The following is a 22659-nucleotide window of genomic DNA, read 5'->3' on the forward strand; positions in this document are numbered from 1 at the left end:
GGTCCAGCGCGTGCGCGCGGACCTGCCCTACCGGCGCCAGTTTGGCCATGGCGGCCGGCCTGGCCACCGGGGCGAACGCCGTGACGCCGGCGGCGGCCGACACCGACACGGGTTCGGTCACGATCTCGCTTACCGAGCCGGTGGCGATCATCGGCACGGCGGACACGACCGTCTCCTGCACGGCCGGTCGGCTGACCTACCAGGCATCCGCCTCGACTGTTCCGATCAAGAGCTACACAGTGTCGTTCACCGTCGTCGCGGCCCCCTACCACGGGCCAGGAACGTACACCGGGCTGCTCACCCTACAGTTGACCGAACCCGACGGCACCGTCATCACCCTGCCCGCCGCCGCCGCGCCGACCACCGTCACGGGTGGGTCCTTCACCATCGACCTGACGGCCCCCGGCGGCATCCCGGTCGACGGCTCGCTCGCATGGGTGTGCTCAGCGTAAGGAGGCTCAACGGCGGCAGGGCCGGTATCCGGCCCTGCCGCCGCTTCACGTCCAGGTGTGTTGGCCGTGCCCGTCAGCGGCGGCCGCGGCGGCCTGGGCGCAACCGTTCGCTCAGGCGATGCTGATACCGCCGTCCACCGTCACCACCGTGCCGGTGACGTAGCTGTTGACCATGAGGAACAGCGCGGCAGCCGCGGCCTCCGCGGGGGTCGCGACCCGGCCGAGAGGGAGCGCCGCGCCGGCGGCCGCGACAGCCGAGTCGCCCGCCGGGCCGTCGGCCGCTCCGATCAGGCCGCGGAACAGTGGCGTGTCGGTGCTGCCCGGCCGTACCACATTGATCCTCGTCGGGCGGAGTTCCAGGGCGAGCGCACGAGCGTATGCCTCGATGGCTCCCAGCGAGGCGGCCCCGAGCGCGACCCCGGGAGCCGGTCGGTTGATGAAGATCCCGGAAGTGAAGGTCAGCAACCCGCCGGGCATCAACCTGGACGCGGCCGCGCGGGCCACGTGGTGCGCTCCGAACAGCCGGCCATCAGGTGAAAGAGCCACCGCTCGTATGCCCCGGTCGTGGCCGGAGAGCGTGGCCAGCCGGACCGGGCCGGCGGGCGTCGCCGAAGAGCCCGAGGGGGTGAGGGGCGCCCGATCGTTGTCGAGGGCGAACACGAGACCGACGACGAGAGCCCCGACAACGGCCGCGGCGCCCAACGTCAGGGCGAGACTTCTCTGAATAGCCGTCGGCAGGCTCGGGCACCCGCCTCGGGGGCCCGGGTAGCGCGGCACCCGCCCCCGGAACAACGCCCGGGTGGATCTTTTACCGTCACTCGCACGTCCCGCCCGCACGACGAAGTCCGGCTCGACCGTCGGTTTCACCCTGCCGGAAAGAGCCGCCGCGATGTTCGCTGCCAGGGCCACCCGCGCGTCCCGCTCATACAGCCCGAACAGGTCGAAGGAGATGATGCCTTCGAGGAGGCCAGGCCGCTCGCACTCCTCGACGCGGACGGGAAGCAGCCTGCCCGTGAACCGCCGCGGGTCCGCCTCCCGCGCGGCCCGCCACTCCTCCACGCCGTAGGTCGGCCAGGGAGCGCTTCTCGAGAGCAGGACCAGGAGGTGCGTTGAGCGCTCGATGGCCTCGTCCAGCAGCCGCAGCCAGTGTGAACCAGGCACTTCATCCCAGACCCTGATCCTCACCGCGTAGCCGGCTTCCTCCAGCTGAAAGGCGATCCATTCCGCCCATTGCTGGTCCGAGGCCGCGTAGGAGACGAAGAAATGGGGTCGGTCGCGGGTGCTGTCGTCCTTATCGGGAGCGCTCATCGGTCACGCGCCGCGGGAAAGCCCGGCGGGGTGTGCGGAGTTGGCGTGATGCCAGCGTTCCACCGCCGATCCCGGCCGGATGGAATCGGCGGTTCTATCCGGCGATTGTCCACAAGGTCACGGTGCCCTCGTGACCACCCGTGGCCAGGATGGAACCGCCGAACGCTGCCGCGTACGCGTCCGATCCGAGCTCGAGCACCCCCAGCCGGAGCGGCGGAGTGCCAGCGGCTACCTTCCACACCACCACCCTGGTACTTGAGTTGCCGGCCGACACCAGAAACCGCCCGTCCGGGGAAAACGCCACTGCCGCGAGGTCCGCGGTCACCCCGACGAGGGGATCCAGACTCGCGGGATGAGCCGGATCGGCAACGTCCCACAGCCGGACGCGACCGCTGAAGCGGCTGGCCGCGGCCAAGGTCCGCCCGTCGGGTGAGAACCCTACCGCGACGGTGTCGCCCTCGTTTCCCGCCGTGCTGACCAGGGTCGCCACCCGGACCTGCCGCCGGGTGTCAGTGACGTCCCACAGCAGGGTCGTGCCGCGCCCCGAGCGGACGGCCAGCAGGCGGCCATCCGGCGAGAGCGCCAGCGCGCCGCCGATTGTGCTCGCGTCCTCGATCGCGCTGAGCTGCTTCGGGGTGGCCGGGTCGGCGACGCTCCAGACTTCAACAACGTCCGCACCACCCCGCGCGAGCAGCCGGCCGTCCCGCGAGAACGCGAGCGCATAGGCGGGGCCGCGCCCGCCGGGCAGGCTCGCGAGCACCTTTGCGTCCAGTCGGGCGGGGAGGCTCGGGCGGGCCGACGGCATGGGTCCAGGGCCGGACGTGCCGGTGGGACGGAGCGCGAGCACCGCGATGACCAGCACCAGCAACAGCCCAACGACCAGCACGGACGTGAGCCAGGCCCGCCCCCGGCCGCGTCGCGGCCCACCCGGTCCGGCTCGGGCCGCCGGATCGCGGCCGGTGGCGTCGAAGGCCTCGAGCAGGCGGCGCCGCGCGACGTCCCGAGGGACACCGAACAGGTCGATGGAGGCGTTTACACCAGCCCAGGTAGGCGGGATGTCTTCTGTGCGGGCGACGATTAGCCGATGCAGCGTGCCCGCGGCAAGCGCGTCCCTCGCGGTCTCCCACTCCTCGCGGGCGTGCCGCGAGTCAAGGTAGGCTCGCGATACGACGGCCAGCACGGTATCGGCGGTCTCTATTCCTTGGCGTACCCGCCGACGCCACGGTGTGCCCGGCACGAAGTCCCAGTCCTGCACCGTCACGGCGAAGCCCGCGTTCTCCAAGTGCCAGGCGATCCACATGGCATCGCCTTTGTCCGCTGAGGCACGCGAGATGAAGACGCCTTCTCGGCCATCCGGCGGGTCTGGCCCGGCCGTAACGTCCGCGTTCGTGTTTGTCATCGGTCCGGCGGCGAGACGTCAGCGGTAGCGTGCTCCTCGCACGCCCATCTCGCTCGTCCTTTCCGAAACCCGCTGGTCCAGCACCATCCCGATCAGCAGCGCCAACGGGTCCGGGGGACCCAGAGGATCGTGAGCGAAGCGAGCGATCCTCTGGGAGTACGCGTCAGCAGCTCGTCCGCCTCGGCGATCTGGCTCAGGTGCAGTCCCACGCCCTCACCGTAGCCGGCCTGGGAACAGCGACCACCGCGCCGCCGATCATACTGCCGTGTGGCTTACGTCGTGCCGGCACGATTCGTGGTCGCCAGCTGCATCGACGGGGACAGGCGCGGCGGTGCGGGATGTACCCGTGCGCCCCATCGACCCGCACACGCCGTCCTCAGACGCTGAACGCCGTCATCCAGCAAGCGTCACGCCTCCGGAGGCGTGACGCTTGCCGCGGGCGGAGCCGCTGGGACGGGCGGGGAGGCTGGGCCCGTAGCCGCGGCAATGACGGCCTGCGGGTCCAGGATCACGCCCTGAGCAGCCGCCATGTCCGTTATGTAGCGGGCAAACCGTAGGTGCAGCCACACCTTGACGAGGCTGGTCATCGCCGACACGGCGAGACCCGCGATCGCCAGGACGGGGACCATGTCCAGCGCGGTCACGACACCGACCGCCGCTACCCGCGGGGAAGGCGCGGTTGCCACCAGGGGTGGCCGCCGAACGCCACGTTGATCACCTCAAAGACTCGAGCCAAGTCCTCGTAGGCCATGGCGCGCTTCGCCGGGGCTGCGCCCATGGGCTCCTCGACCTCCCTTCGCATCACGGTCTGACAACTAGCGATGGATTTTTTTGGAGCCGACCCAGAAGGCTGTCGACTACCTGCACGGACGAGGCTGGGCCCCCGAAGGGGCGACCTCCTCGCCACAACATTTCCAGATTTGCGACCCATCAAGACTCTCCCAGGCCAGACCCGGCGTCCGGTGACCCGCCCACGAGCACTTCAGACGAGCACGCGCATACGGTACCGTAGGCCGTGTCAACACGTCTCAGAGGATTATCGAAGTCTCGAACCAGCCGTCCCGCTCGGCAGGTCACGCGGCAGCAATCCCAGGAGAGGTCCCAGATGATCGATCGCCGAGCTCTCTCCGACGATCTCGCCCGAGTGGTCCAGGCCCTGGAGGCCACTCTGGCGTCGGATGCGCGCCGCTCGGCCACCCAGGCGACAGACACAGCCATCGCCTGGGTTGTGACCACGCTCCTGCTTCGTTTCTGCGAGGACAACAATCTCGTCCCCACCGGGACCCGACTCGTCCCGCCGCAGTCGATGTCTTCCAGCAGCGCAGGCCCACAGGCTGACGGCAGCCACGGCGGAACCGCCCTGGATCACCTCACGTCCTGCCTGGCGGCGTTCCTGAGGACGGGATTTTCGACCGTGTTCGACGGCGTGTTCACATCCGACTTACTGCTGACGATCCCCCCCGATGCCGTGGACACCCTGGTGTCCTTCTGGAGCCGTCGCGACCAGGGAGACGAGCTCCACTACGACTTCACCGACCCGACGCTGGACACCGGCTTCCTTGCGGATGTCTACGAGCGGCTCTCCGACTCCAGACGAAAGGAGCATGCCCTCGTACCCACGCCTGACTTCGTGGCGGATCTCCTGCTCGACCTGACGCTCGATCCCGCGATCGAGGAGGTGGGCCATAAGCATGTTCGGCTGATCGACCCGGTATGCGGCTCCGGGCAGTTCGTTCTGGGAGCCTTCAACCGCCTGTTCAGCGCGTGGAGCCGGAAGGCGCCTGAGCTTCCCGCAGGTCACCAGGTACGCCACGCCCTGGCAGCGGTGCACGGTGTGGATCTACTCCCGTCGTCGGTCGCCCTCACCCGATTTCGGCTGTTCGTGACCGCTTTGCGCGCCGCTGGGGTGGCCGGGCCGGTCGATGTGGCGGACCTCGACTGGCCGCTCAACATCAGGGTCGGCGACTCACTGCTCGGACCAGAGAACCCGCGGGCAGACGAGACCGAGCAGACCCACGGGACGGGCTATCACGTTGTCGTCGGGAACCCGCCCTACCTCACTGTCCGGGATCGGGACCTCAGCCATCGCCTCCGGGAGCGTTACTACACCTGCAGCGGATCGTTCACGCTGGCGGTCCCCTGCACACAGCGGTTCTTCCAACTGGCTCGTACGGCTGACACCAACGGACGGGGCGCCGGCCACGTCGGCATCCTGACCTCGAACTCCTTCACGAGGCGGGAGTTCGGGCGACGGCTGGCCACGGAGTTCCTCGCCGAAGAGGTGACGCTGACCCACGTCCTCGATGCGTCTGGCGCCTACATTCCCGGCCACGGCACCCCGACCGTGCTCCTTGTCGGCCGAAACCGGCGACCCGACATGTCGCGGCCCGTAGCCGTCGTGCTGGCCGAGCGCGCCGAACCCACACTGCCACCTGTACCTCGTCAGGGGCAGGTATGGCAGTCGATCCGTCGACACGCGCGTACGGCCGGCCTCGCCGATCGCTGGACCCGGTCCGTGAGCCTGGAGCGGCGTGTCCTTCGCGAGTTTCCGTGGCAGCTGACCGACAGCACCGCGCGGGCTCTGATCGCCCGCATGTCCAGGCAATCCGTGTTGGGGGACGTCGCTACCCGCATCGGGTATTCGGCCATCACCGGTGCGGACGACGCCTTCGTCGCACCGCCGGACGTCTTCCGCAGACTCGGGCCAGCGGAGGAGGGGGGCCTGGTCCGGATCACCACGGGCTCCGAAGTACGCGACTGGGCCGTTCAGACCGACAGGACCGGCTTCTTCCCCCGACGCGACGATCACAACGTCGAGGACATTCGCAGCTACCCGCGCATCCATGACCGGCTCTGGCCCTACCGAACGACCCTGCGGGAGCGCCGTGCCTTCGGCGCCCTGCACCGCGTCTCTGGGCGGCCATGGTACGACTGGACGCAGATAGCGGCGCGGGCGGGTGGCGACGGACCCGCGATCACCTTCTCCTGGGTGGCAAGCCACAACCACTTCGCGCTGCAGCGCGGGCGCGTCATCGCGCTGCAGTCGGCGCCGGTCATCGAGCTTCCGCAGGATTCCACCCGAGCCCGGTACGTCTCCCTGGTCGGGCTCCTCAACAGCTCAGCCGCATGCTTCTGGTTGAAGCAGCATAGCCACAGCAAGGGATCCGGCCTGAGGCAGGAAGGCGGCGGGGAGGCATGGCAGGAGTTCTATGAGTTCACCGGGGCCAACCTCCGTAGCCTTCCTCTTCCCGATGATTTCACGACGTGGCAGTCGGGTCTCCTGGATGGGCTTGCTCAGGAGCGGGCAGCCTGCACTCCAGAAGCCGTCAGCGCCTCCGGAGCACCGACCGGGGCACGCCTGGCCGAGGCCCGACGCCGGTGGGAGAGCGTCGGGCGAGAAATGGTCGCGATTCAGGAGGAGCTGGACTGGACGATGTATGCCCGTTACGGCATCCTCCCCGAGCCCGGCGAGACCCTTCTCGCTCCGGCCGAGAGCATCCCACCGATCAGTCCGGGTGAGCGGGCTTTCGAGATCGTGTTGGCCAGAAGGATCGCAGCACGCGGGGAGAACACGACCTGGTTCTCCCGCCATGGCTCGACGCCGATCACCGAGATCCCCGAAAGGTGGCCGGCCGCATACCGCGATGTCGTCGCCCGTCGAGTGGACGCCATCGAGCGCAGCGACGATCTGAACCTGTTGGAGAGGCCGGAGTTCAAGCGGCGGTGGCACAGCGACGGCTGGGACACGATGCAGGCCGGCGCGATTCGCCGGTGGCTGTTGGACCACTGCGAGACACAGCATCTCTGGTACGAGAATCGCGACGGGCTCCGCCACCCTCGACCACTTACGATTGGTCGTCTGGCCAGACTCGTCCTGACCGATCCCCAGGTGGCCGCCGTCGCGGCGCTCCTTGCACCCGACCGAGACCCAGCCGAGGTCCTCACCGATCTTCTCGTCGAGGAGCACGTTCCGTGCGCGGCGGCTATGCGGCATACTCCGGCGGGTCTCGTGAAGCGGGCCGACTGGGAGACGGTCTGGGCGAACCAGCGCGCAGAGGACGCCAGTGAGCCCAGTTTCCAGACGGCATCTATGGTGCCACCGAAGTACACCTCCGGCGATTTTCTGCGTCCAAGCTACTGGCGAATCCGTGGCAAACTCGACGTTCCAAATGAGCGTTTCATCTCTTACCTTCCTATCGGCCCACGCATGCCGGACCAGACCCTGATCGGATGGGCCGGCTGGGAGACGGCCGAACGAGCGCAGGTCCTAGCCGATCTCCTCGCAACCGGCGGGGCGGGTGGCGACCAGCGGTCACGGATCACGCCGCTCCTGAATGCCCTGCACGAGCTCCTTCCGTGGCTGGAACACGCGCGGGGACGGCCAGGCCCCGTGTATGAGTCCGCATCAGGCCTGCCGTTCGCCGAGTACTTCTCCAGGCTCCTTGAGGAAGACAACGGAACGCTGGAGGATCTTCGGGCATGGCGCCCGGAACCACCTCGTCGGGGAAGACCCCGGAAGATCCAATCCTGATCACGAGATCAGCCGCACGGCGGATGCAGGGTTCGTGACGACCCGCCGGAGCCCCCGGCCATCAGGCCACGGCGGTCACGTCGTGTAGTCGGTGTAGTCCCGGCAGGCGCCGTAGTCGTCGGCATCCAGGTAGCCGCGGACCGGAACGGAACCCGCGGCGCCGCCAGCCCCAGTGGGTCACGGACCGAGAAGTGCCAGCGGGACCACGGCGACATCATCACGTCGGCGGTAGGCGTGCTCGCCCGCGTAGATCACGAGGACGTCAATCAGATCTTCTCCGATGCGGTCTCGTAGCCAGTTCAGATGCCTGACGTCGGAATCCTCGACCCGGTCCGCCAGCTTGACCTCGACCGCCAGCACGCGGCCGTCCGAGCGCTCGACTATCAGATCGATCTCGTGGTCGTTGTTCTGGGTGCGCAGGTGGCCTACCCGGGCCTCGGCGGCCTCCGCGTAGGTGTGGAGGCTGAGCGCGGCGAGGTGCTCGAACAGTGCCCCGAGGATCGTGCCTGCCGACAGGACGGTGCTGCCCTGCTCGGCCCGCAGCAGCGCGGAGTCGTCGAGTCCGAGCAGCCGTGCGGCCAGCGCGGGGTCCGCCAGGTGGTGTTTGGGGGACCGGCCGAGCCGCTCGAGATGGTTTCGGCTGGGAATCCACGGTGGTACCGCGTCGAGCAACCACAGCGACGACAGGGCGTCACGATAGGCGAGAGTGGTCTCCTTGGCTGGCTTGTTACCCAGGCCGGGAGTCGCCGCATCCAGGATTTTCGAGTAGGCCGTCGTCGTCGACGTGGCGGCGGCATAGGCGGCGAGCCAGGCACGCAGCACCGTCGGTCGCCGGATCGGGTAGCCCTGTTCGGGGAACTCCCGTTGAACGACGTTGTCCAGGTACGCGTCCAGTTCGGCTCGACGCGCCCGCGGTGGCAGGCCACGGAGGGCGGGAAAGCCCGATGCCGTGATCTCCTCGACGTAGTCCGTCAGCCGAAGCGAGGTGGCGCCGCCGATGTCGCTGTTTCCGTCGAGGAGTGCAGCGAGGCTCACTGTCGGCTTGTCGACGTCCCGCTCGGCCAGACTCAGCGGACGCATCCGCAGGGGCACGATCCGACCCGCGCCCGAGTGAACCACCGCCCCTCGCGGTGCGGAGCTGCCCGCGATGATGAAGTGGCCGGCTGGCGAGCCGGCGTCGACCGCGCGCCGCACGTGGTCCCACACCTCGGGAAGGCGCTGCCACTCATCGACCAGGACTGGCCCCGGCAGCCGGGTCAGGATGCTCGGATCGGCGGCCACGATCTCCCGCTGGCCGGGAAGGCTGAGATCGATGATCGACGCCGCACGCCGCATCGCGGTCGCGGTCTTGCCGACTGCCTTCGGCCCGTGGATCGACAGAGCGCGAAGATGCGGCTGAAGTGCGTCCAGTGTGCCGTCGAGGACACGGCGCCGATAGTCGACCACGTCTCTAATCTACCAACGACAGAGATTCTAGTCTTCCAATAGCAGATCGATAGGTCTGCCGATCCAACCTCGTCGACCCTGGCCGCTCTCGCCGCATCGGGACCCGGCCGTTACGGTCGACGACGGGCCGGTGTCACACTCCGCTGCAGGCTCGCTCCGTTCCGGGCTCGCTCCATCGCATCGGTTTCGGGTTCATGGCACAGGTGCGCCTCGCCCCGCTGTCCGGCGGCGGCGCGGGCGTAGCGGCGGGCCAACATATCGAAAGCGTCCGCGAGCTCGGGCGGCCCGAGGACCTCGACGTCGGCGTCGAACCGGCCGACGGTGGCGGCCAGGCTGGGCCACGACCAGGAGCCGACGACGAGCCGGCAGCGGTTCGGGCCGAGCTCCTCGACGATCCCGTCCTGGGAGTACTGGGACACGAAGGCGGCGGGCAGATCGACGATCATCTCCCCGCTGCACGGCCAACGGTCGGGGCCTGCGGAGCCCTGGAAGCGCTGGGCGACGAAGGTGGCCACGTCCCCGCCGGGCAGCTGGCGGGGGGTGAACCGCGAGCCGGCCGGGGGACGCGGGGTGATCCGGTCGGCGCGGAAGGTGCGCCAGTCGTCGCGGTCCAGGTCCCAGGCGACGAGATACCAGCGTCCGCCCCAGGTGACGAGGTGATGGGGCTGCACCCGACGCGGCGGGGAGACATCGGCCGGCACCGACCGCGACGGGACGGCGTAGTCGAAGCGCAGCTCCTCCCGGGCATGGACGGCGGCACCGAGCGTCACCAGAACGGCCGGCTCGACCCGCGGGTTGGGCCGGCTTCCGCGGCGTTCGACCGCGGTGAGCCGCAGCGCGTCGACCCGGTGGCGCAGCCGCGCTGGCATGACCTGCCGGACAGTGCTCAGTGCGCGGGCCGCAGCCTCCCCGATGCCGGCACCGGACGTGACGGCGAGCTGGAGCGCGACGGCCAGGGCGACGGCCTGCTCGTCGTCGAACAGCAGCGGCGGCAGTTCCGCCCCGGCATCGAGCCGGTATCCGCCATCGGGACCCTTGGTGGCCCGGATCGGATAGCCCAGCTCACGGAGGCGGTCGACGTCGCGGCGCACCGTGCGCGGGCTGACCTCGAGCCGCGCGGCCAGCAGCGCCCCTGGCCAGTCCCGGCGCGCCTGCAACAGCGAGAGCAGGGCGAGCAGGCGCGCTGATGTCGTCGGCATGCCAATGAGATTGCCTGAAGAAGAGGCCAGAAACTGACCGCTTCCCGGACGACCGTGGTGGTCACAGCCGACAACGGCAACGACCCAGAAGGGGCCGATCACGATGACGACCACGCAACCCGTAGCCCTCGACGCAGAGCGGGCCGACCTGCTCGCCGAACTCGCCGTGGCCCGAGCCAGCCTGATCAACACGACCCGCGGTCTCAGTGACGAGCAGGCCGGCGAACGCCCGACGGCCAGTGCCCTGTGCCTGGGCGGGCTGATCAAGCATGTCGCCGCCGGCGAGGAAGGCTGGATGCGGTTCGTCCTCGAGGGACCCTCGGCGATGAACTACGCGCTACCCGACGGCGTCACCTGGGAGGAGTTCATGACCGGCACCGCACGTGAATACCCGGCCTGGGCCATCAAGCGCCAGAACCAGTTCCAGATGCTGCCGGGTGACACGATGGCCGGGATCGTCGCCCGCTACAAGCGGGCCGCTGCCCGGACCGACGAGATCGTCGCAGCCATCCCCGACCTGTCAGCGACGCAGGCACTGCCGGAGGCGCCCTGGCACGAGCCGGGCGCGCGGCACAGCGTCCGCCGGGTACTGATCCACATCATCGCCGAGACCACCCAGCACGCCGGCCACGCCGACATCCTCCGCGAAACGATCGACGGCCAGACCGCGACCTGACAGCCGTCGGCCTGACGGTCGCTGGCCCTCGCAGCCTCCGGCTGGTGATCCGGGCTTGGACGGCCTCGGTAGACACGGACTACCGCAAGCTCACCGCCGAGTCGTCGCCCGTCGACGATCCGCTACGCCACGCGCACGGGATCCACGTGTCCGTTGAGCACGGATTGTCCCGTCCCGCTCCATCCTTCCGATACTGGCTGGTCCAGCACCATCCCGATCAACAGCGCCAACGGGTCCGGGGGACCCAGAGGATCGTGAGCGAAGCGAGCGATCCTCTGGGAGTACGCGTCAGCAGCTCGTCGGCCTCGGCGATCTGGCTCAGGTGCAGTCCCACGCTCGATTCCCCTTCGCCAGCAGCAAGCCGGACCGACTCGATCATGCACAAAATGGACGCCGGGTATCGGCCCCCCACCACCCACAGCCAATCATGGACGGACGCAACGACCCCGCGCCAGCTCCCAGCGCCGACACGTAGCACACCTAACGCAGCCTAACAAGATTCCCACTGCCTTACAACATCGTGTTAAGCTTGCGTCAGGCTCTCTGGGAGGCTACGGCATGGATGCAGGCGGACTGGCCGAGATCGTTGCGTCGCTTCGCCGGATCGGCCGGGACGACGCAGGTCTTGAGGTCAAGCGGGCGTCGACCGACAAGCTGCCCAGTGAAACCATACAGACGCTATGCGCATTCGCGAACACTCCAGGCGGCGGCGTCCTGATCCTGGGTCTCGACGAGGCCCGCGGGTTCACGGCGACTGGATGCGAGCAAGCCGCGAAGCTCGCAGCTGACATCGCGGGAGTGTGTCGGGACGGCCTCGTTCCGCCGGTCATGCCTCTGATCAGCACTCCGGAGTTCGAAGACAGAACCTTGGTGATCGCCGAGGTACCGGAACTCGACCCTGCAGACAAGCCCTGTTTTCTCCGGGGCAAAGGGCAGCCCAATGGCTCGTACATCCGTATATCGGACGGAGACCATCGACTCACGTCATACGAAGTGAGCCAGCTGCTCATCAATCGAGGCCAGCCGATTTTCGACCTAGAACCCGTCGAAGAGGCACGCAGAGTCGATCTGCACGATGAACTCGTCGCGGACTATCTACGGGACCTTCGCCTCTCCCGACCTGCCTTGGCCCGCCGGGACGACGATGATCTACTTGACCGGTCCGGAATATTGGTAAGAAGCGCGCTCGACAGCCAGCACCTCGTGCCGTCGCTGGGTGGGCTGCTCTCGCTGGGCCGGGATCCGCAGGGTTTCGACTCACTGCGCGGATGTGCGATCACTGTGACCGTATACCCTACGCCACGCAAGGGCGAGCCCGGTCCAGACGGCCAGCGATTCCTGGACGACAAGATACTTGAAGGTCCGGCACCGATTCTTCTCGCGGAGGTTATTGACATCCTGTTCGCGCGCATGAGCCGGCGCGGAATAGTAGCGGGAATTGGCAGAGAGGACCACTGGGAGTATCCACTAGAGGCACTACGAGAAGTCTTGGTCAATGCGGTGGCTCACCGGGACTACAGCCCAATGGCCAGGGGGACCCGCATCCATGTGGAGATGTACCCGGATCGCCTTGAGGTAATATCACCGGGCGGACTCTTCGGGCCCGTCAGCATCGACCGGCTGGGGCTGGGAGGCGAGAGCATCGCGTCCGCTCGTAACCGGGTACTCGTCGACATCCTCGAGAACGTGCGTTTTCACCGAGATCGAAGGGCCCTGTGCGAAGGGCGGGCGACCGGTATCCCCACCGTTCTCAACAGCCTGCGTCAGGCCGGGCTCGTACCCCCCAGGTTCAAGGACAACATAAGCGAATTCCGAGTCGTCATGCCAAACAGGGCGCTACTCGACGAGGACACCCGGACCTGGCTGTTCTCGTTGGGTGAGCAAGGCATCTCCCCGACACAGGAGATGGCCCTCGCGGTACTTCGGACTGGCCGGGCGCTGACGAGCGACGAGTACCGTGTCGAACTCGCGGTGGACAGTAAGGTCGCTCGTCGCGAGCTGGGGGATCTTGTCCAACGAGGTCTGGTCAGAATGGTCAACCAGCGCCGATGGGCGAGGTACGTCCTTGACGACGCGGCCGAGGATCGGCACCCGACGCTTTTCTCGGATCTCCTTGAACACGAGGCACGGCACCAACCCGCGGGAGTCGCCCGCAACAAGAGCACTCGCGAGTCCACCACACGGAAACAACGTGTTCTGGAAATCCTGACCGCCGAGTCTCCTCTGACCCGCGCGGAGATCGCTGCTCGTCTTTCCTTGGGTGATCGGCAGGTTAGCTATGAGCTGACCAAGCTGATCGGCGAGGGACTGGTCGCCCGAACAACCGCGTCCTACAGCGACCCTAATGCCGCGTATCGCCCCACGAGCCAACCGGTATGAGCTCCACGCCTTTTTCTGACCGCAGTACCGGTGCAAGCTCTGACCCGTCAATCGCTGGCGCGGGCTCCGGCCCGTCAAACGCCGACAGGGTCGCTCACTGTGGTCCTTCACTCCGGCACCCGCGGATCCACAGATCAGATTCTGACGCTATACAGTCAGGCGAGTACGAACTGTCCCGTCTCGCTCCATCTTTCCGATACTGGCTGGTCCAGCACCATCCCGATCAACAGCGCCAACGGGTCCGGGGGACCCAGAGGATCGTGAGCGAAGCGAGCGATCCTCTGGGAGTACGCGTCAGCAGCTCGTCCGCCTCGTCGATCTGGCTTAGGTGCAGTCCCACGAGAACACCGTATCGGGCCTGCCGTCGACCGTGGGCCAGCTCGCCGTTCACTCCACAGCTCAGGACACGCGACGGCTGCCTGACGCGGACAAGATCCGAAGTGAGCGACCCCGATGCGTGCGCTCTGAATGGAGCGTTGCTCTAGAGTGTTACTCCATGACGGGTAGCACGGGCTCCAGAAGCCGGGAGGACATCGTTCGCGCGGCCCTGGCGTGCGCGAACGAGCAAGGGTGGGAGTCCACGTCGTTGCAGGCAGTGCGGCTCCGGGCCAGGGTCAGCAACGGCAGCCTCTTCCACCACTTCCCGAACCGGGAGGCGCTCGCGGGCGCGGTCGTAGCCGCGGGGCTGTCCGATCACCAGTCGGTGCTGGCAGCCGAGCTGCGCGCCACTACCGACGCTCATCGCGGGGTCACTCAGGTCGTGATTCGTCATCTGCAATGGATGCAGGACAATCGATCACTCGCACGGCTGTTCCTCACGACGCCAGCCACCATGCTGCGATCAGCGCTCGATCCGGCCGCCGTCGCCGAGAACCAGACCTTCTTCCAGGATGTCGCGTCCTGGCTGCGGAAGAACGGCTGGTCCGGCTCCCCGGACTTGGCGCTGATGCTGGCGCTGTGGGTCGGCCCAGCCCAGGAGTACGCCCGCCACGGGTTGGAATCCGCCCCCGAACGGCTCGACGCCGCCGCGGACTACTTGGCCACCGGAGCCTGGCGCGCCCTACACCCCCTGTTGAACGACCCGGAGGACCAGTGAACACCATCGTGTTGGACCGATACCGACGCGCCCTCAGCGGGGTTGACGAGGTCGTCGCCCGGATCGGGCCGGACCGCTGGGATTCCATGTCCCCGTGCCCGCCCTGGACAGCCCGCGACGTGCTGGGTCATCTCATCGACGGCCAGCGGCAGGTCGCGGCACTGCTGACCGGGCGGGGACCCCGCCCGCCGCACGACGAACCTGGCATGCTCGCCGGCGCGGCACCCGCCGCCGCCTGGCAGGCCGCCCACCGCGACATCGAAAGTGTCCTGGCAGAGGCCAACCCCGCCGTGCAACGAGCGACCCCGATGGGTCCGCGCAGCGTCGCCGACATCCTGAGCCTCGCCCTGATCGAGCCCCTCGTGCACGCCTGGGACCTCGCCCAGGCGACCGGCGACACCGTCCACCTCGACCCCGAATCCGTCGTGGCAACTCTCGACGGTGTTCGGACCCTCGGCGGTCAACTCGCCGCGACTGGCATGTACGCCCCCGCCCTCGTCCTGCCCTCGGACGCCGACGCTCAGGACCAGCTCCTCGCCGCGACCGGACGGAAACCCTGAGAACGGGTGGTCACACGCGGCTGACCCCAGCGGATCAACCGCTTTCGCGAGTCGCCCGACCAGCCGGATATCCACTTATGCCTGGGGGCTGCTCGAAGGACAGATCAGTGCCGCCCTCGGAGATGAAATGACCGTGCTTCCGGCCTCGATCCGCCGGCGACCGACATCCTGGCCGAAAGCACGCCGCCGACGCTGACCCGTCTACCCACCGTTCCTTGTTTGTCCGATTTGCTGGTCCAGCACCATCCCGATCAGCAGCGCCAGCGCGTCGTTGGTCAGCAGCTCGTCGGCCTCGTCGATCTGGCTCAGGTGCAGTCCCACGTCACCAGCGTAGCCAGTCGGGTCACGGCGGCCCGGCCTACAGCGGTCAGATCGCCGCGTAGTTGATGTGATCCCACCACGCCCGTAGTCGTCCAGGTCAGTGAGCGTCGCGAGACGGTCAGCCAGGGATGCGGTCAAGGCGATGATCAAGAATGGCCAGCGCAGCGTGCAAGACGTCACAGCTGGTCATCGAGCGCAGCCAACGTAACCGAGGAATTCCGGCGCGCCACCGCGACGATCACGGCTGGCGCGCGATCGGGGTGTTCTGGCCAGCCGCGAGCCACCACCTGCCGTCGCGACGGACCAGAACATACATCGCCATCTCCGAGAAGCCCGACGGCTCGGTGCCGTCGGCTTCGGGCAGCGCCTGCCTCCGGACCTGGGTGATGACGACATCAGGCGTGGGCATGAGGGTCTGCACCGGCTCATAGCGGGAGCGGGCAGCCGTCTGACGGTCCATCAGCAGGTGGTGCACCGGGTTGAGCGCGTCGAACCCGGCCAGCGTCATCCCGTAAGGACTGCCCCAGAGCACGTCGGCCGCGAACTGACGGTCGAACTCGTCGGCGTCGCCGTGGTCGAGGCCACCCTGCAGGTGCTCGACGAGCCGGCGCACGGCCTCGTCGGCCCGAGCGCCGTGATCGGGCTGGTGCAGAAGAGGCCGGGCTGAGGACATTGACGGCGTTGGCATTGCGGACCTCCCAGGTGCGCGGGTCGGGTGCGACGGGTCCGACGCTAGGGGGTCAAGCGCACTTGAAGGCAACCTTCTCGGGACCCATCATGGCCACGTGGATGAGATGTGGCATGTCTCCGGGCTTTCGGTCGGGCAGGTCGCCGAGCGGATGGGCATCGCCCGGTCGGCGGTGCGCTGGTACGCCGACCAGGGCCTGCTGCCCTGCGAGCGTGGAGTTGGCAATGAACGCCGATTCTTCGCCGACGTCCTGTGCCGTGTCGCGATGATCCGGGCCGCCCAACGCGTCGGCCTGACTCTCGAGGAGATCCGCGCGGCGCTGACCGCGCTGCCACCCGGCGCCGTGCCGAGCGCCGAGGACTGGGAACGGCTGGCCGCCCGGCTCCGCCAAGTCGTCGCCGAACGTATCGACGAGCTCTTCGGCCTGCTCGCCGAACTCACACCAGCCCAGCTCAGCGCCGCCGACGGCGTACCACCGACGGCGAGGACGGTCCCGCCCGGGTCGAACTCGACAGCGGACCCGAGGCCACCGGGTCCGGGCAACGGCTCCGCGCCGCTCCCGGCAGCTGGCCCGATCGGCCACAGCTCAACGCGGGCGCCCACCGGAGTGCCATCCGCGCCCGGGACGACCTCGGATCCCGGGCCTTTTGGGGCTACCTGGGCCTGGACGCCTTCTGCCAGGCTGAACGCCAGAGTGGGGACGACGGGCCGCCACGGGTAGCCCATGGTCGCAGGCAATGTCGGCTGCCGCATGTCCCAGAAGACGACGTAGTGGCTGTCCGCGACTACTTCCTGCGCCGACGACTCGAAAGGCCCCCGACTGTATGACTGGGCGTTGATCGCTACCACGGACAGCGCCGGTCGGGGCGGCCGGCGCCGTGACGTCCTGGTGCGTAGGTCCCACGACGAGAAAAAGGAACTGGCCTTCTTCCTCGCCTACACCCCCCGGCCCGCCACACTCGCCCAGCTGGTCACGGTAGCCGGCCGCCGCTGGCCGGTGGAGGAATGCTTCCAGGCGGGTAAGAACGAGGTCGGCCTCGATCATTACCAGGTACGGCTCTACCACGCCTGGTACCGGCACATAACACTGTCGATGCTCGCCCATGCCTGGCTGGCGACGATCGCCAGGACAATGTGGGAGAAGGACCCTCCGCCAGCTCCTCCAGTGAAGACCGCTGTGATGTACGAGCGCATTTGCGGTGGCATCGTGACCGCCGAACCAGCCAAACCTGAAAGGAACACGATGATCCCCTTCTCGCTTAACGAGATCCGCCATCTCATTTCGCACATCTGGGAGGATCTTCGGCCTCGCCCAGCGCTCTGGCGCTGGTCGGCGTGGCGCCGCCACCACCAAGCACTGGCCCGCTACTACCACTTCATCCGACGCATCCAGGCCGCCCGGCCTACCACCGCGCCGGCCGCAGCCACTTAGAGATCACTGTCACTGCCGTACTAGAGAGGATCACGACCGGCGCGAGCTTTTTCGCAGGTGGTGGAAAGCGGGTTGACGGTCTGCTGCTGACCCGGGGCTACGTCAGTAGCCTAGTCTTCTGCGAGATCAAACATCACCAGACGGACCTACTCCACCACAAGCTGTACCGGGAACCCGATGTATACCAGGCATCGAAAGAATTGAGCGGCGGCGTAGCGCGGGTGTAGAAGACCGCATACAAGGCCATCCGCGGCATCGTAGACAACATCAGACAGCATTACTTGAGCGATGGCACACCTACGGACGTTTCGTACTCGGTCGTGCGTCCACGTCAGGTGCTGGTGATAGGAAACCTCGCCCAGCTGGGGGCTGGCGGACGCATCAACCCGGAGAAGTCGCTGAGTTTTGAGCTGTACCGGCGCTCCATGCACGAGGTGGAGATCCTAACCTTTGACGAGCTTTACCAGCGCGCCCAGTACATCGTCAGGGAGTCGGCCGGAAACGACGACATCCCGGGTTGATACGCGGCTGGCAAGGGGGTGCGGAGTGCCGGTAGCGGCGCGGATGACGACCATACGCCGCGCGCATGGCGGCCCCATGCCATGCCGCTCACCGTTGCCGTAGGCGTCCCGGGCCGGGTTGAGGTCACTCCCCGGTCCGGGTCGTCACCACGGCCAGCGAGGGAGCGCAGATGCCCGGGACGGTGTACGGCTACATCAGGATGGAAGACGACCACGAAGCCGAGATAGACCGGCTCCATGACCGGCTCAGTGCGCACGCCGCCGCCGAGGGCCAGGCCCTTGCCGATGTCTTCGTGGACCGGAACATGCCACCCGGCCAGCTCATCCGTCCCGGCCTCACGCTGCTTCTGGATGCGGTGCGGCGCGCGGACGGCGCCACCGTCATCGTGCCCGATCTCGATCACCTCTCCTCGCTCATGGCGGCACGGCGCGCAATCGAAGCAGAAATCAGTGAGGCCGGAGCGCGGCTGATTGCGACCGCGGCCGCCGGCGACGGTGTCCAAGCCCAGCCGTCGTGACAGCCCCGGCGACCTCGACGAGCGCACGCCCGCGCCTGGCGCGCTCGTCCACGGTCCGGCGGTTCGAGGCGACAGCGAAGACCGTGAGCGGCCCGCCAGCACACCACGGCGACGTTGGCCGGGTGGGGCTTGGCCGCAATCGCGGACACGGCGGCGCTGCTGGCGTCAGAGCTCGTGACCAATGCGTGCCGGGCATCGGCAGGCCGGAGCAATGTGATCGCCATGCGCCTGACCTGCACGGACACCGACGTGGTCATGGAGGTGTGGGACGCCAACCGGACCGCGCCGGTGCGGCGGGAACCTGGGGATGACGCCGAGGGCGGACGCGGTCTGTTGCTGGTGGACACCCTGAGCGCCCGGTGGGCCTTCTACCGCCCCCGCTCCGGCGGCAAGGTCGTCTGGTGCAGCCTGCCCCTGGCGGTTCCTGACGGTGTGGCCGAGGAAGAAGCCGAACCGCTGCCCCACCGGCCCGCCTCATCCGGCCCCGCCCAACCCATCGAGGTCTTCACGGACCTGTTGGTACTCCGGCGGGTGGCTGATGGCCTCCGCGCCCTGGACTGGGACCTCCCGCCAGGTGAAGACGCGCGGCCGTGACGGCACCGGCCCGCCGCCTCTGGTCTGGGCGCTCCTGCCGCCGGAGGATGGAGGGGACGGCCGCCCGCCATCAAAGGAGTGCCATGCCCTCGCGCGACACCGCCGTTTCGCTCCGCACCTTCGACGGGCTCCATCTGGCCGGAACCCTCGTGGCGCCGGAGGCGACGTACGAACGGGCCGCGGTCATGGTCCACGGCGGCGGCGTCACTCAGGAAGAGGGCGGCTTTTTCACGCGCCTTGCCGCCGGGCTGGCGGAGGCGGGGGTGGCCTCGCTGCGCTTTGACCTGCGGGGCCACGGGGAGAGCGAAGGACAGCAGGAGGAGACGACCCTGACGGCGCACCTGAACGACATCGCCGTGGCGCTGGCACGGGTGCGGGAGGACACCGGGGCACAGATCATTCACTTGCTCGGCACCAGCTTCGGCGGCGGCCTGACCGCCTACTACGCCGCCAAGCGACCGGCGGAGCTGACCCGGCTGGTGCTGCTGAACCCCCAGCTGGATTACAAGAACCGGTACGTCGATCAGAAGCCGTACTGGCACGGCGACGCCCTGGACGACGAGGCCGCCGCCCGCCTGACCAACGACGGCTTCATCCGTCACTCCCCGACGGTCCGGCACGGCCGGGCGATGCTGGCGGAGGTGTTCTGGATCAGGCCGATTGAGGTGGTCGGGGAGATCGTGGCCCCGACCCTGATCGTCCACGGCACCAAGGACACCTTCATCTCCGTGGATGCCTCCCGGGCCGCAGCTCCCCGCTTCCAGGCTGAGCACAAGCTGGTGGAGATCGAGGGCGCGCAACACGGCTTCGCCGTGCATGAGGACCCCACCTACGCCGACCCCCAAAGCCAGACGTGGCAGGCATTCGTGATCCAGACGGTAGCGGACTGGCTCACGGCGGATTAGACCAACAGGGCAGCGCGCAGCTGGCGGGGGCCAGGCCGGGTCTGCCACGGCGTCAATATCTGGGCGGCCCGCGTCAGCTCCCGGGTGGTGCGGCTGGAGCCGGTGGCCGTCGCCAGGCGCAAGGCGGTCAGGCCTTCCTCGGCGGCGTCGTCAGGCTCGCCGCCTAACGCATGCGCGACGGCCCGGCGCGCCCGGTAGTAGCCCTCGTCCCGGCGGGACAGCGCGCCGGTAGCCAGGACTTCGCCGTAAAGGGCCGCAGCCCGGCCCGGCTTTCCCGCCTCGATGTAGCAGGTAGCCGACCGCAACAACCAGGTGCCTTCGTCGTATCCGGCTCCCAATGCCTCGGGATCGTCGTCGGCCTCGCCCAGCAGCGCGCGAGCCTCATCAAGCTTCTGTTCGACGACGCCGATGGCGTCCCCCACCATCGCCAGGCCGCGCGCCTCCTGCTGCGTGACCTCGGCCTGGACCCGGGGCGGCAGTTGCCACGGGCCATACCGGGCGGCTTGGGCGAGGGTCAGGACCCGGGCGGCGTCCCGGTCCTCATAGGCGGCCTGGGATTTGCGAAGCAGGATGTAGCCCTGCATCGGCAGGTCCCCGGCCTCCTGCGCCCACTCCATCGCCCGGTCATACCAGTACGCCGCTGAGCTGGCGTCATGAAGATCACGGTAAAGCCAGCCCGCGAACTCCGCCCCATCCGCCCCGACGCTGAGCAGCGCACGCCGCACCTGGGGCCGGACATCCCGGGCGCGGGACTGGATGGCGTCGAGCACGCCCAACACCAGGGGCAGCGCCCGGAGCGGCCCCATCTGGCCGTCGTTGGCTTTGCAGTGGGTGAACTGCTGGCCGAAGTAGCCCACCACTGTCTCATCCAGGTAGCGCCCGGCGTCCTGCATGGCGGCGGCCAAGTGCTGCATCTCCTCCAGGCTTGCCAGCGGAACGACGTGCGCCGCCCCGGGCGCGGACCGCTCCCCGCGGGGCATCGGCACTGGCGGTGCGCCGAGGCCGCCCGCATCCGTTGCCAGCTCCGCAACCAGCTCCGTGAGGCCGTGGGAGTGCGCGGCGGCACGGTCAATGGGAAGCGCCACCTGTTGCCCGCCGACGATGACCGGCACGGTGAGCACCGGCGTGTGGTTCCCGGCGCCAGCCCTGGTGCGCGGCTCCCCGGGACGGTCGAACCAGAGCAGTTCCCCCGGGATGCCAAGGATTTGGCTGTACCGAATGAGCTTCGTCAGCTCTTCCGGGGCGCGGCCGTTCTCAATCCGGCTGAGCTGTGCCTGCGTCAGGCCCAGCCACGCGCCCACCACTTCCTGGGGCAACGTCTGCGGGTGGTGCGGGTGGGTGCGGTAGGCGTAGATCACCCGGCCCATGTGCCAGGTGGCGAGGGCGTCGCTCATCTGGTCCAGCGCCCAGAACTCCGGGGGCACCTCGGGCGGGCGAACCCGGGCGTCCACGGCGGCGCGCTGGCAGGTTCCGCACATGGGCTGCGGGTTGTCGACGGCCAGGCGGCGTTTGCACCGGGCGCAGTGCCGTAGGTCAGGCGTGGTCGTCATGCCTGACCATCCCCCGTTCCGTAACCGTTTGGGCACGATCCGGACCCGACCGTAACACCCTCCGGCGCAGTGTCTATGCGTCTCGCGTATGCCCGGAACGAACCACAGGCGTGGTCGGGCGCGTCCCCCAGCCCGACCCTGAGGACATCTCCCATCCCCGGGTGTCGTGAAAGGGGGTTGTCGTGACCCTCACGGTTGCCGTCCCGGTCTTCGGGCCTCCGGCCGCTGGAAAAACCACGCTGACGGCGCGCCTCAGTGAGGCCCCGGGCACCGCCGTGTTCCGCCTTCGTGAGCATGTCCCTACCACGATCCTGGCGGCCACGGCCACGAGCGCGAAACGCCTGGGCTGGATTGACGATTTCACGGTCATCGCCACCCTGCGGGCCTACCTGGAGGACCTGGCGCGGGCAGACGGGGTCCGCACGGTCATCTTCGACAACTTCCCCGGCAACGCCACCCAGGTCTGTCACTTCCTGGCGGCCCTACGCCAGCAGGCCCCAGGCTGCGCCGTCGTCGCCGTCGAACTCACGGTGAACGTCACCACGCTGTACCGGCGGGCCTACCACCGCCGCGTCTGCCACCGCTGCGAACGCGACCCCATCCGTGATCCCCGCCTCCCCGCCGAAGCCCGCGCCGACGACCCCCAGCGCTGCGCGCGGTGCGGCGGCATCCTCCACCCCCGCCGTGGGGACGCGCCCCGGCTTCTCCGCGCCCGGTTGCAGCGCTACCGCCAGACCGCCGACGGGATCAAGGAGGCGTTCGCGGGTGGCGGCGTCACCGTCCACGCGCTCGACAGCGGCACCACCCCAGAGGTCACCGCCCAGGCCGTTACCGCCCTCCTTACCGCCAGGAGCAGCCCCGCATGACCACCTTCCTTGATCTTCCCCACGTGCGCCCAGGGGACGACTACGGCCACGCCCGGATGCCGCGCCGGGCTGACGCTCCCGCCCCGGAGCGCATTGACCGGATCACCTACGGCCGCTTCCGCAACGTCTACCTCTACATCACCGAGGCTTGCCAGCTGCGCTGTGAACACTGCTACATGGGCGAACGGCTGGAGCGGGCGTTGAAGATGCCGTTGCCC

Annotated in this window: 19 protein-coding genes and 3 pseudogenes; 14 read left to right on the top strand and 8 right to left on the bottom strand. The window is 68.4% G+C overall.

All coding sequences use genetic code 11. The annotated features are described in order from the left end of the window. Window positions 1-47 precede the first annotated feature (47 nt). Window positions 48-452 (top strand): hypothetical protein, encoded by a 405-nt coding sequence (locus NBW77_RS02040; RefSeq protein WP_131745008.1) that lies wholly within the window; start codon window positions 48-50, stop codon window positions 450-452. 111 nt (window positions 453-563) lie between these two features. Here NBW77_RS02040 and NBW77_RS02045 read toward each other — a convergent pair whose 3' ends face one another. The 3 genes from NBW77_RS02045 to NBW77_RS02055 all read right to left on the bottom strand — a co-directional run bounded on the left by NBW77_RS02045 (window position 564) and on the right by NBW77_RS02055 (window position 3845). Continuing rightward, window positions 564-1760, bottom strand: coding sequence for an SDR family oxidoreductase (locus NBW77_RS02045; protein WP_131745007.1), 1197 nt, complete (start codon window positions 1758-1760; stop codon window positions 564-566). 94 nt (window positions 1761-1854) lie between these two features. Then, window positions 1855-3159 carry a toll/interleukin-1 receptor domain-containing protein gene (locus NBW77_RS02050; protein ID WP_131745006.1) on the bottom strand — a complete coding sequence of 435 codons (1305 nt, stop codon included), beginning with the start codon at window positions 3157-3159 and terminating at the stop codon, window positions 1855-1857. A gap of 407 nt (window positions 3160-3566) precedes the next feature. Further along, window positions 3567-3845 carry a hypothetical protein gene (locus tag NBW77_RS02055; protein ID WP_250279202.1) on the bottom strand — a complete coding sequence of 93 codons (279 nt, stop codon included), beginning with the start codon at window positions 3843-3845 and terminating at the stop codon, window positions 3567-3569. A 419-nt stretch (window positions 3846-4264) separates the two neighbouring features. On the opposite strand from NBW77_RS02055, the gene pglX reads away from it, so the two are divergent. After that, window positions 4265-7690 carry a BREX-2 system adenine-specific DNA-methyltransferase PglX gene (gene pglX / locus NBW77_RS02060; protein ID WP_131745005.1) on the top strand — a complete coding sequence of 1142 codons (3426 nt, stop codon included), beginning with the start codon at window positions 4265-4267 and terminating at the stop codon, window positions 7688-7690. A gap of 177 nt (window positions 7691-7867) precedes the next feature. On the opposite strand, the gene NBW77_RS02065 is transcribed toward pglX, so the two are convergent. After that, window positions 7868-9136 (bottom strand): ATP-binding protein, encoded by a 1269-nt coding sequence (locus tag NBW77_RS02065; RefSeq protein ID WP_131745003.1) that lies wholly within the window; start codon window positions 9134-9136, stop codon window positions 7868-7870. A gap of 110 nt (window positions 9137-9246) precedes the next feature. Continuing rightward, window positions 9247-10335, bottom strand: a complete 1089-nt coding sequence (locus tag NBW77_RS02070) for a helix-turn-helix transcriptional regulator (protein ID WP_250279203.1) — start codon at window positions 10333-10335, stop codon at window positions 9247-9249. A gap of 103 nt (window positions 10336-10438) precedes the next feature. Between NBW77_RS02070 and NBW77_RS02075 the strand changes: the two genes are divergently transcribed. From NBW77_RS02075 to NBW77_RS02090, 4 genes are all read left to right on the top strand, one after another. Further along, window positions 10439-11011: a DinB family protein gene (locus NBW77_RS02075; protein WP_175324628.1), complete on the top strand. Its 573-nt coding sequence runs from the start codon at window positions 10439-10441 to the stop codon at window positions 11009-11011. A 558-nt stretch (window positions 11012-11569) separates the two neighbouring features. Beyond that, window positions 11570-13390 carry an ATP-binding protein gene (locus tag NBW77_RS02080; protein ID WP_131745002.1) on the top strand — a complete coding sequence of 607 codons (1821 nt, stop codon included), beginning with the start codon at window positions 11570-11572 and terminating at the stop codon, window positions 13388-13390. Between the two features lie 496 nt (window positions 13391-13886). Continuing rightward, window positions 13887-14486 (top strand): TetR/AcrR family transcriptional regulator, encoded by a 600-nt coding sequence (locus NBW77_RS02085; RefSeq protein WP_131745001.1) that lies wholly within the window; start codon window positions 13887-13889, stop codon window positions 14484-14486. Further along, complete coding sequence (locus NBW77_RS02090; RefSeq protein ID WP_131745000.1) at window positions 14483-15046, top strand: TIGR03086 family metal-binding protein; 564 nt, start codon at window positions 14483-14485, stop codon at window positions 15044-15046. Before NBW77_RS02085 ends, NBW77_RS02090 begins: the two co-directional genes overlap by 4 nt. Window positions 15047-15271: 225 nt before the next feature. Here NBW77_RS02090 and NBW77_RS22230 read toward each other — a convergent pair. Next, window positions 15272-15367: pseudogene (locus NBW77_RS22230) on the bottom strand (HhH-GPD-type base excision DNA repair protein); the annotation flags it as partial. A 238-nt stretch (window positions 15368-15605) separates the two neighbouring features. Then, window positions 15606-16055, bottom strand: coding sequence for an SgcJ/EcaC family oxidoreductase (locus NBW77_RS02100; RefSeq protein ID WP_207386789.1), 450 nt, complete (start codon window positions 16053-16055; stop codon window positions 15606-15608). Between the two features lie 106 nt (window positions 16056-16161). Between NBW77_RS02100 and NBW77_RS02105 the strand changes: the two genes are divergently transcribed. The 6 genes and pseudogenes from NBW77_RS02105 (at window position 16162) to NBW77_RS02130 (ending at window position 20025) form a co-directional block, all read left to right on the top strand. Further along, window positions 16162-16776, top strand: a complete 615-nt coding sequence (locus NBW77_RS02105; protein ID WP_131744999.1) for a MerR family DNA-binding protein — start codon at window positions 16162-16164, stop codon at window positions 16774-16776. 63 nt (window positions 16777-16839) lie between these two features. Then, a pseudogene (locus NBW77_RS02110) lies at window positions 16840-17487 on the top strand (IS701 family transposase); the annotation flags it as partial. A gap of 281 nt (window positions 17488-17768) precedes the next feature. Next, a complete protein-coding gene (locus tag NBW77_RS02115) occupies window positions 17769-18008 on the top strand; it encodes a Shedu anti-phage system protein SduA domain-containing protein (protein ID WP_284346873.1) in 240 nt (79 codons plus the stop codon). Window positions 18009-18178: 170 nt separating this feature from the next. After that, complete coding sequence (locus tag NBW77_RS02120; protein ID WP_250279204.1) at window positions 18179-18526, top strand: recombinase family protein; 348 nt, start codon at window positions 18179-18181, stop codon at window positions 18524-18526. A 129-nt stretch (window positions 18527-18655) separates the two neighbouring features. After that, window positions 18656-19120, top strand: coding sequence for an ATP-binding protein (locus tag NBW77_RS02125; RefSeq protein ID WP_242605520.1), 465 nt, complete (start codon window positions 18656-18658; stop codon window positions 19118-19120). Between the two features lie 83 nt (window positions 19121-19203). After that, on the top strand, window positions 19204-20025 hold the full coding sequence (locus NBW77_RS02130; protein WP_250279205.1) for an alpha/beta hydrolase: 822 nt from the start codon (window positions 19204-19206) through the stop codon (window positions 20023-20025). Here NBW77_RS02130 and NBW77_RS02135 read toward each other — a convergent pair. Then, window positions 20022-21575, bottom strand: a complete 1554-nt coding sequence (locus NBW77_RS02135; protein WP_250279207.1) for a helix-turn-helix domain-containing protein — start codon at window positions 21573-21575, stop codon at window positions 20022-20024. The genes NBW77_RS02130 and NBW77_RS02135 overlap by 4 nt on opposite strands. A 182-nt stretch (window positions 21576-21757) precedes the next feature. Between NBW77_RS02135 and NBW77_RS02140 the strand changes: the two genes are divergently transcribed. Next, a complete protein-coding gene (locus NBW77_RS02140; RefSeq protein ID WP_131744996.1) occupies window positions 21758-22441 on the top strand; it encodes an AAA family ATPase in 684 nt (227 codons plus the stop codon). Further along, window positions 22438-22659 (top strand): annotated as a pseudogene (locus NBW77_RS02145) (radical SAM protein); the annotation flags it as partial. The gene NBW77_RS02140 and the pseudogene NBW77_RS02145, both read left to right, overlap by 4 nt.

The sequence above is a fragment of the Frankia sp. Cppng1_Ct_nod genome (assembly GCF_920656135.1).
In the GTDB taxonomy this organism is placed as follows: Bacteria; Actinomycetota; Actinomycetes; order Frankiales; family Frankiaceae; genus Protofrankia; species Protofrankia meridionalis.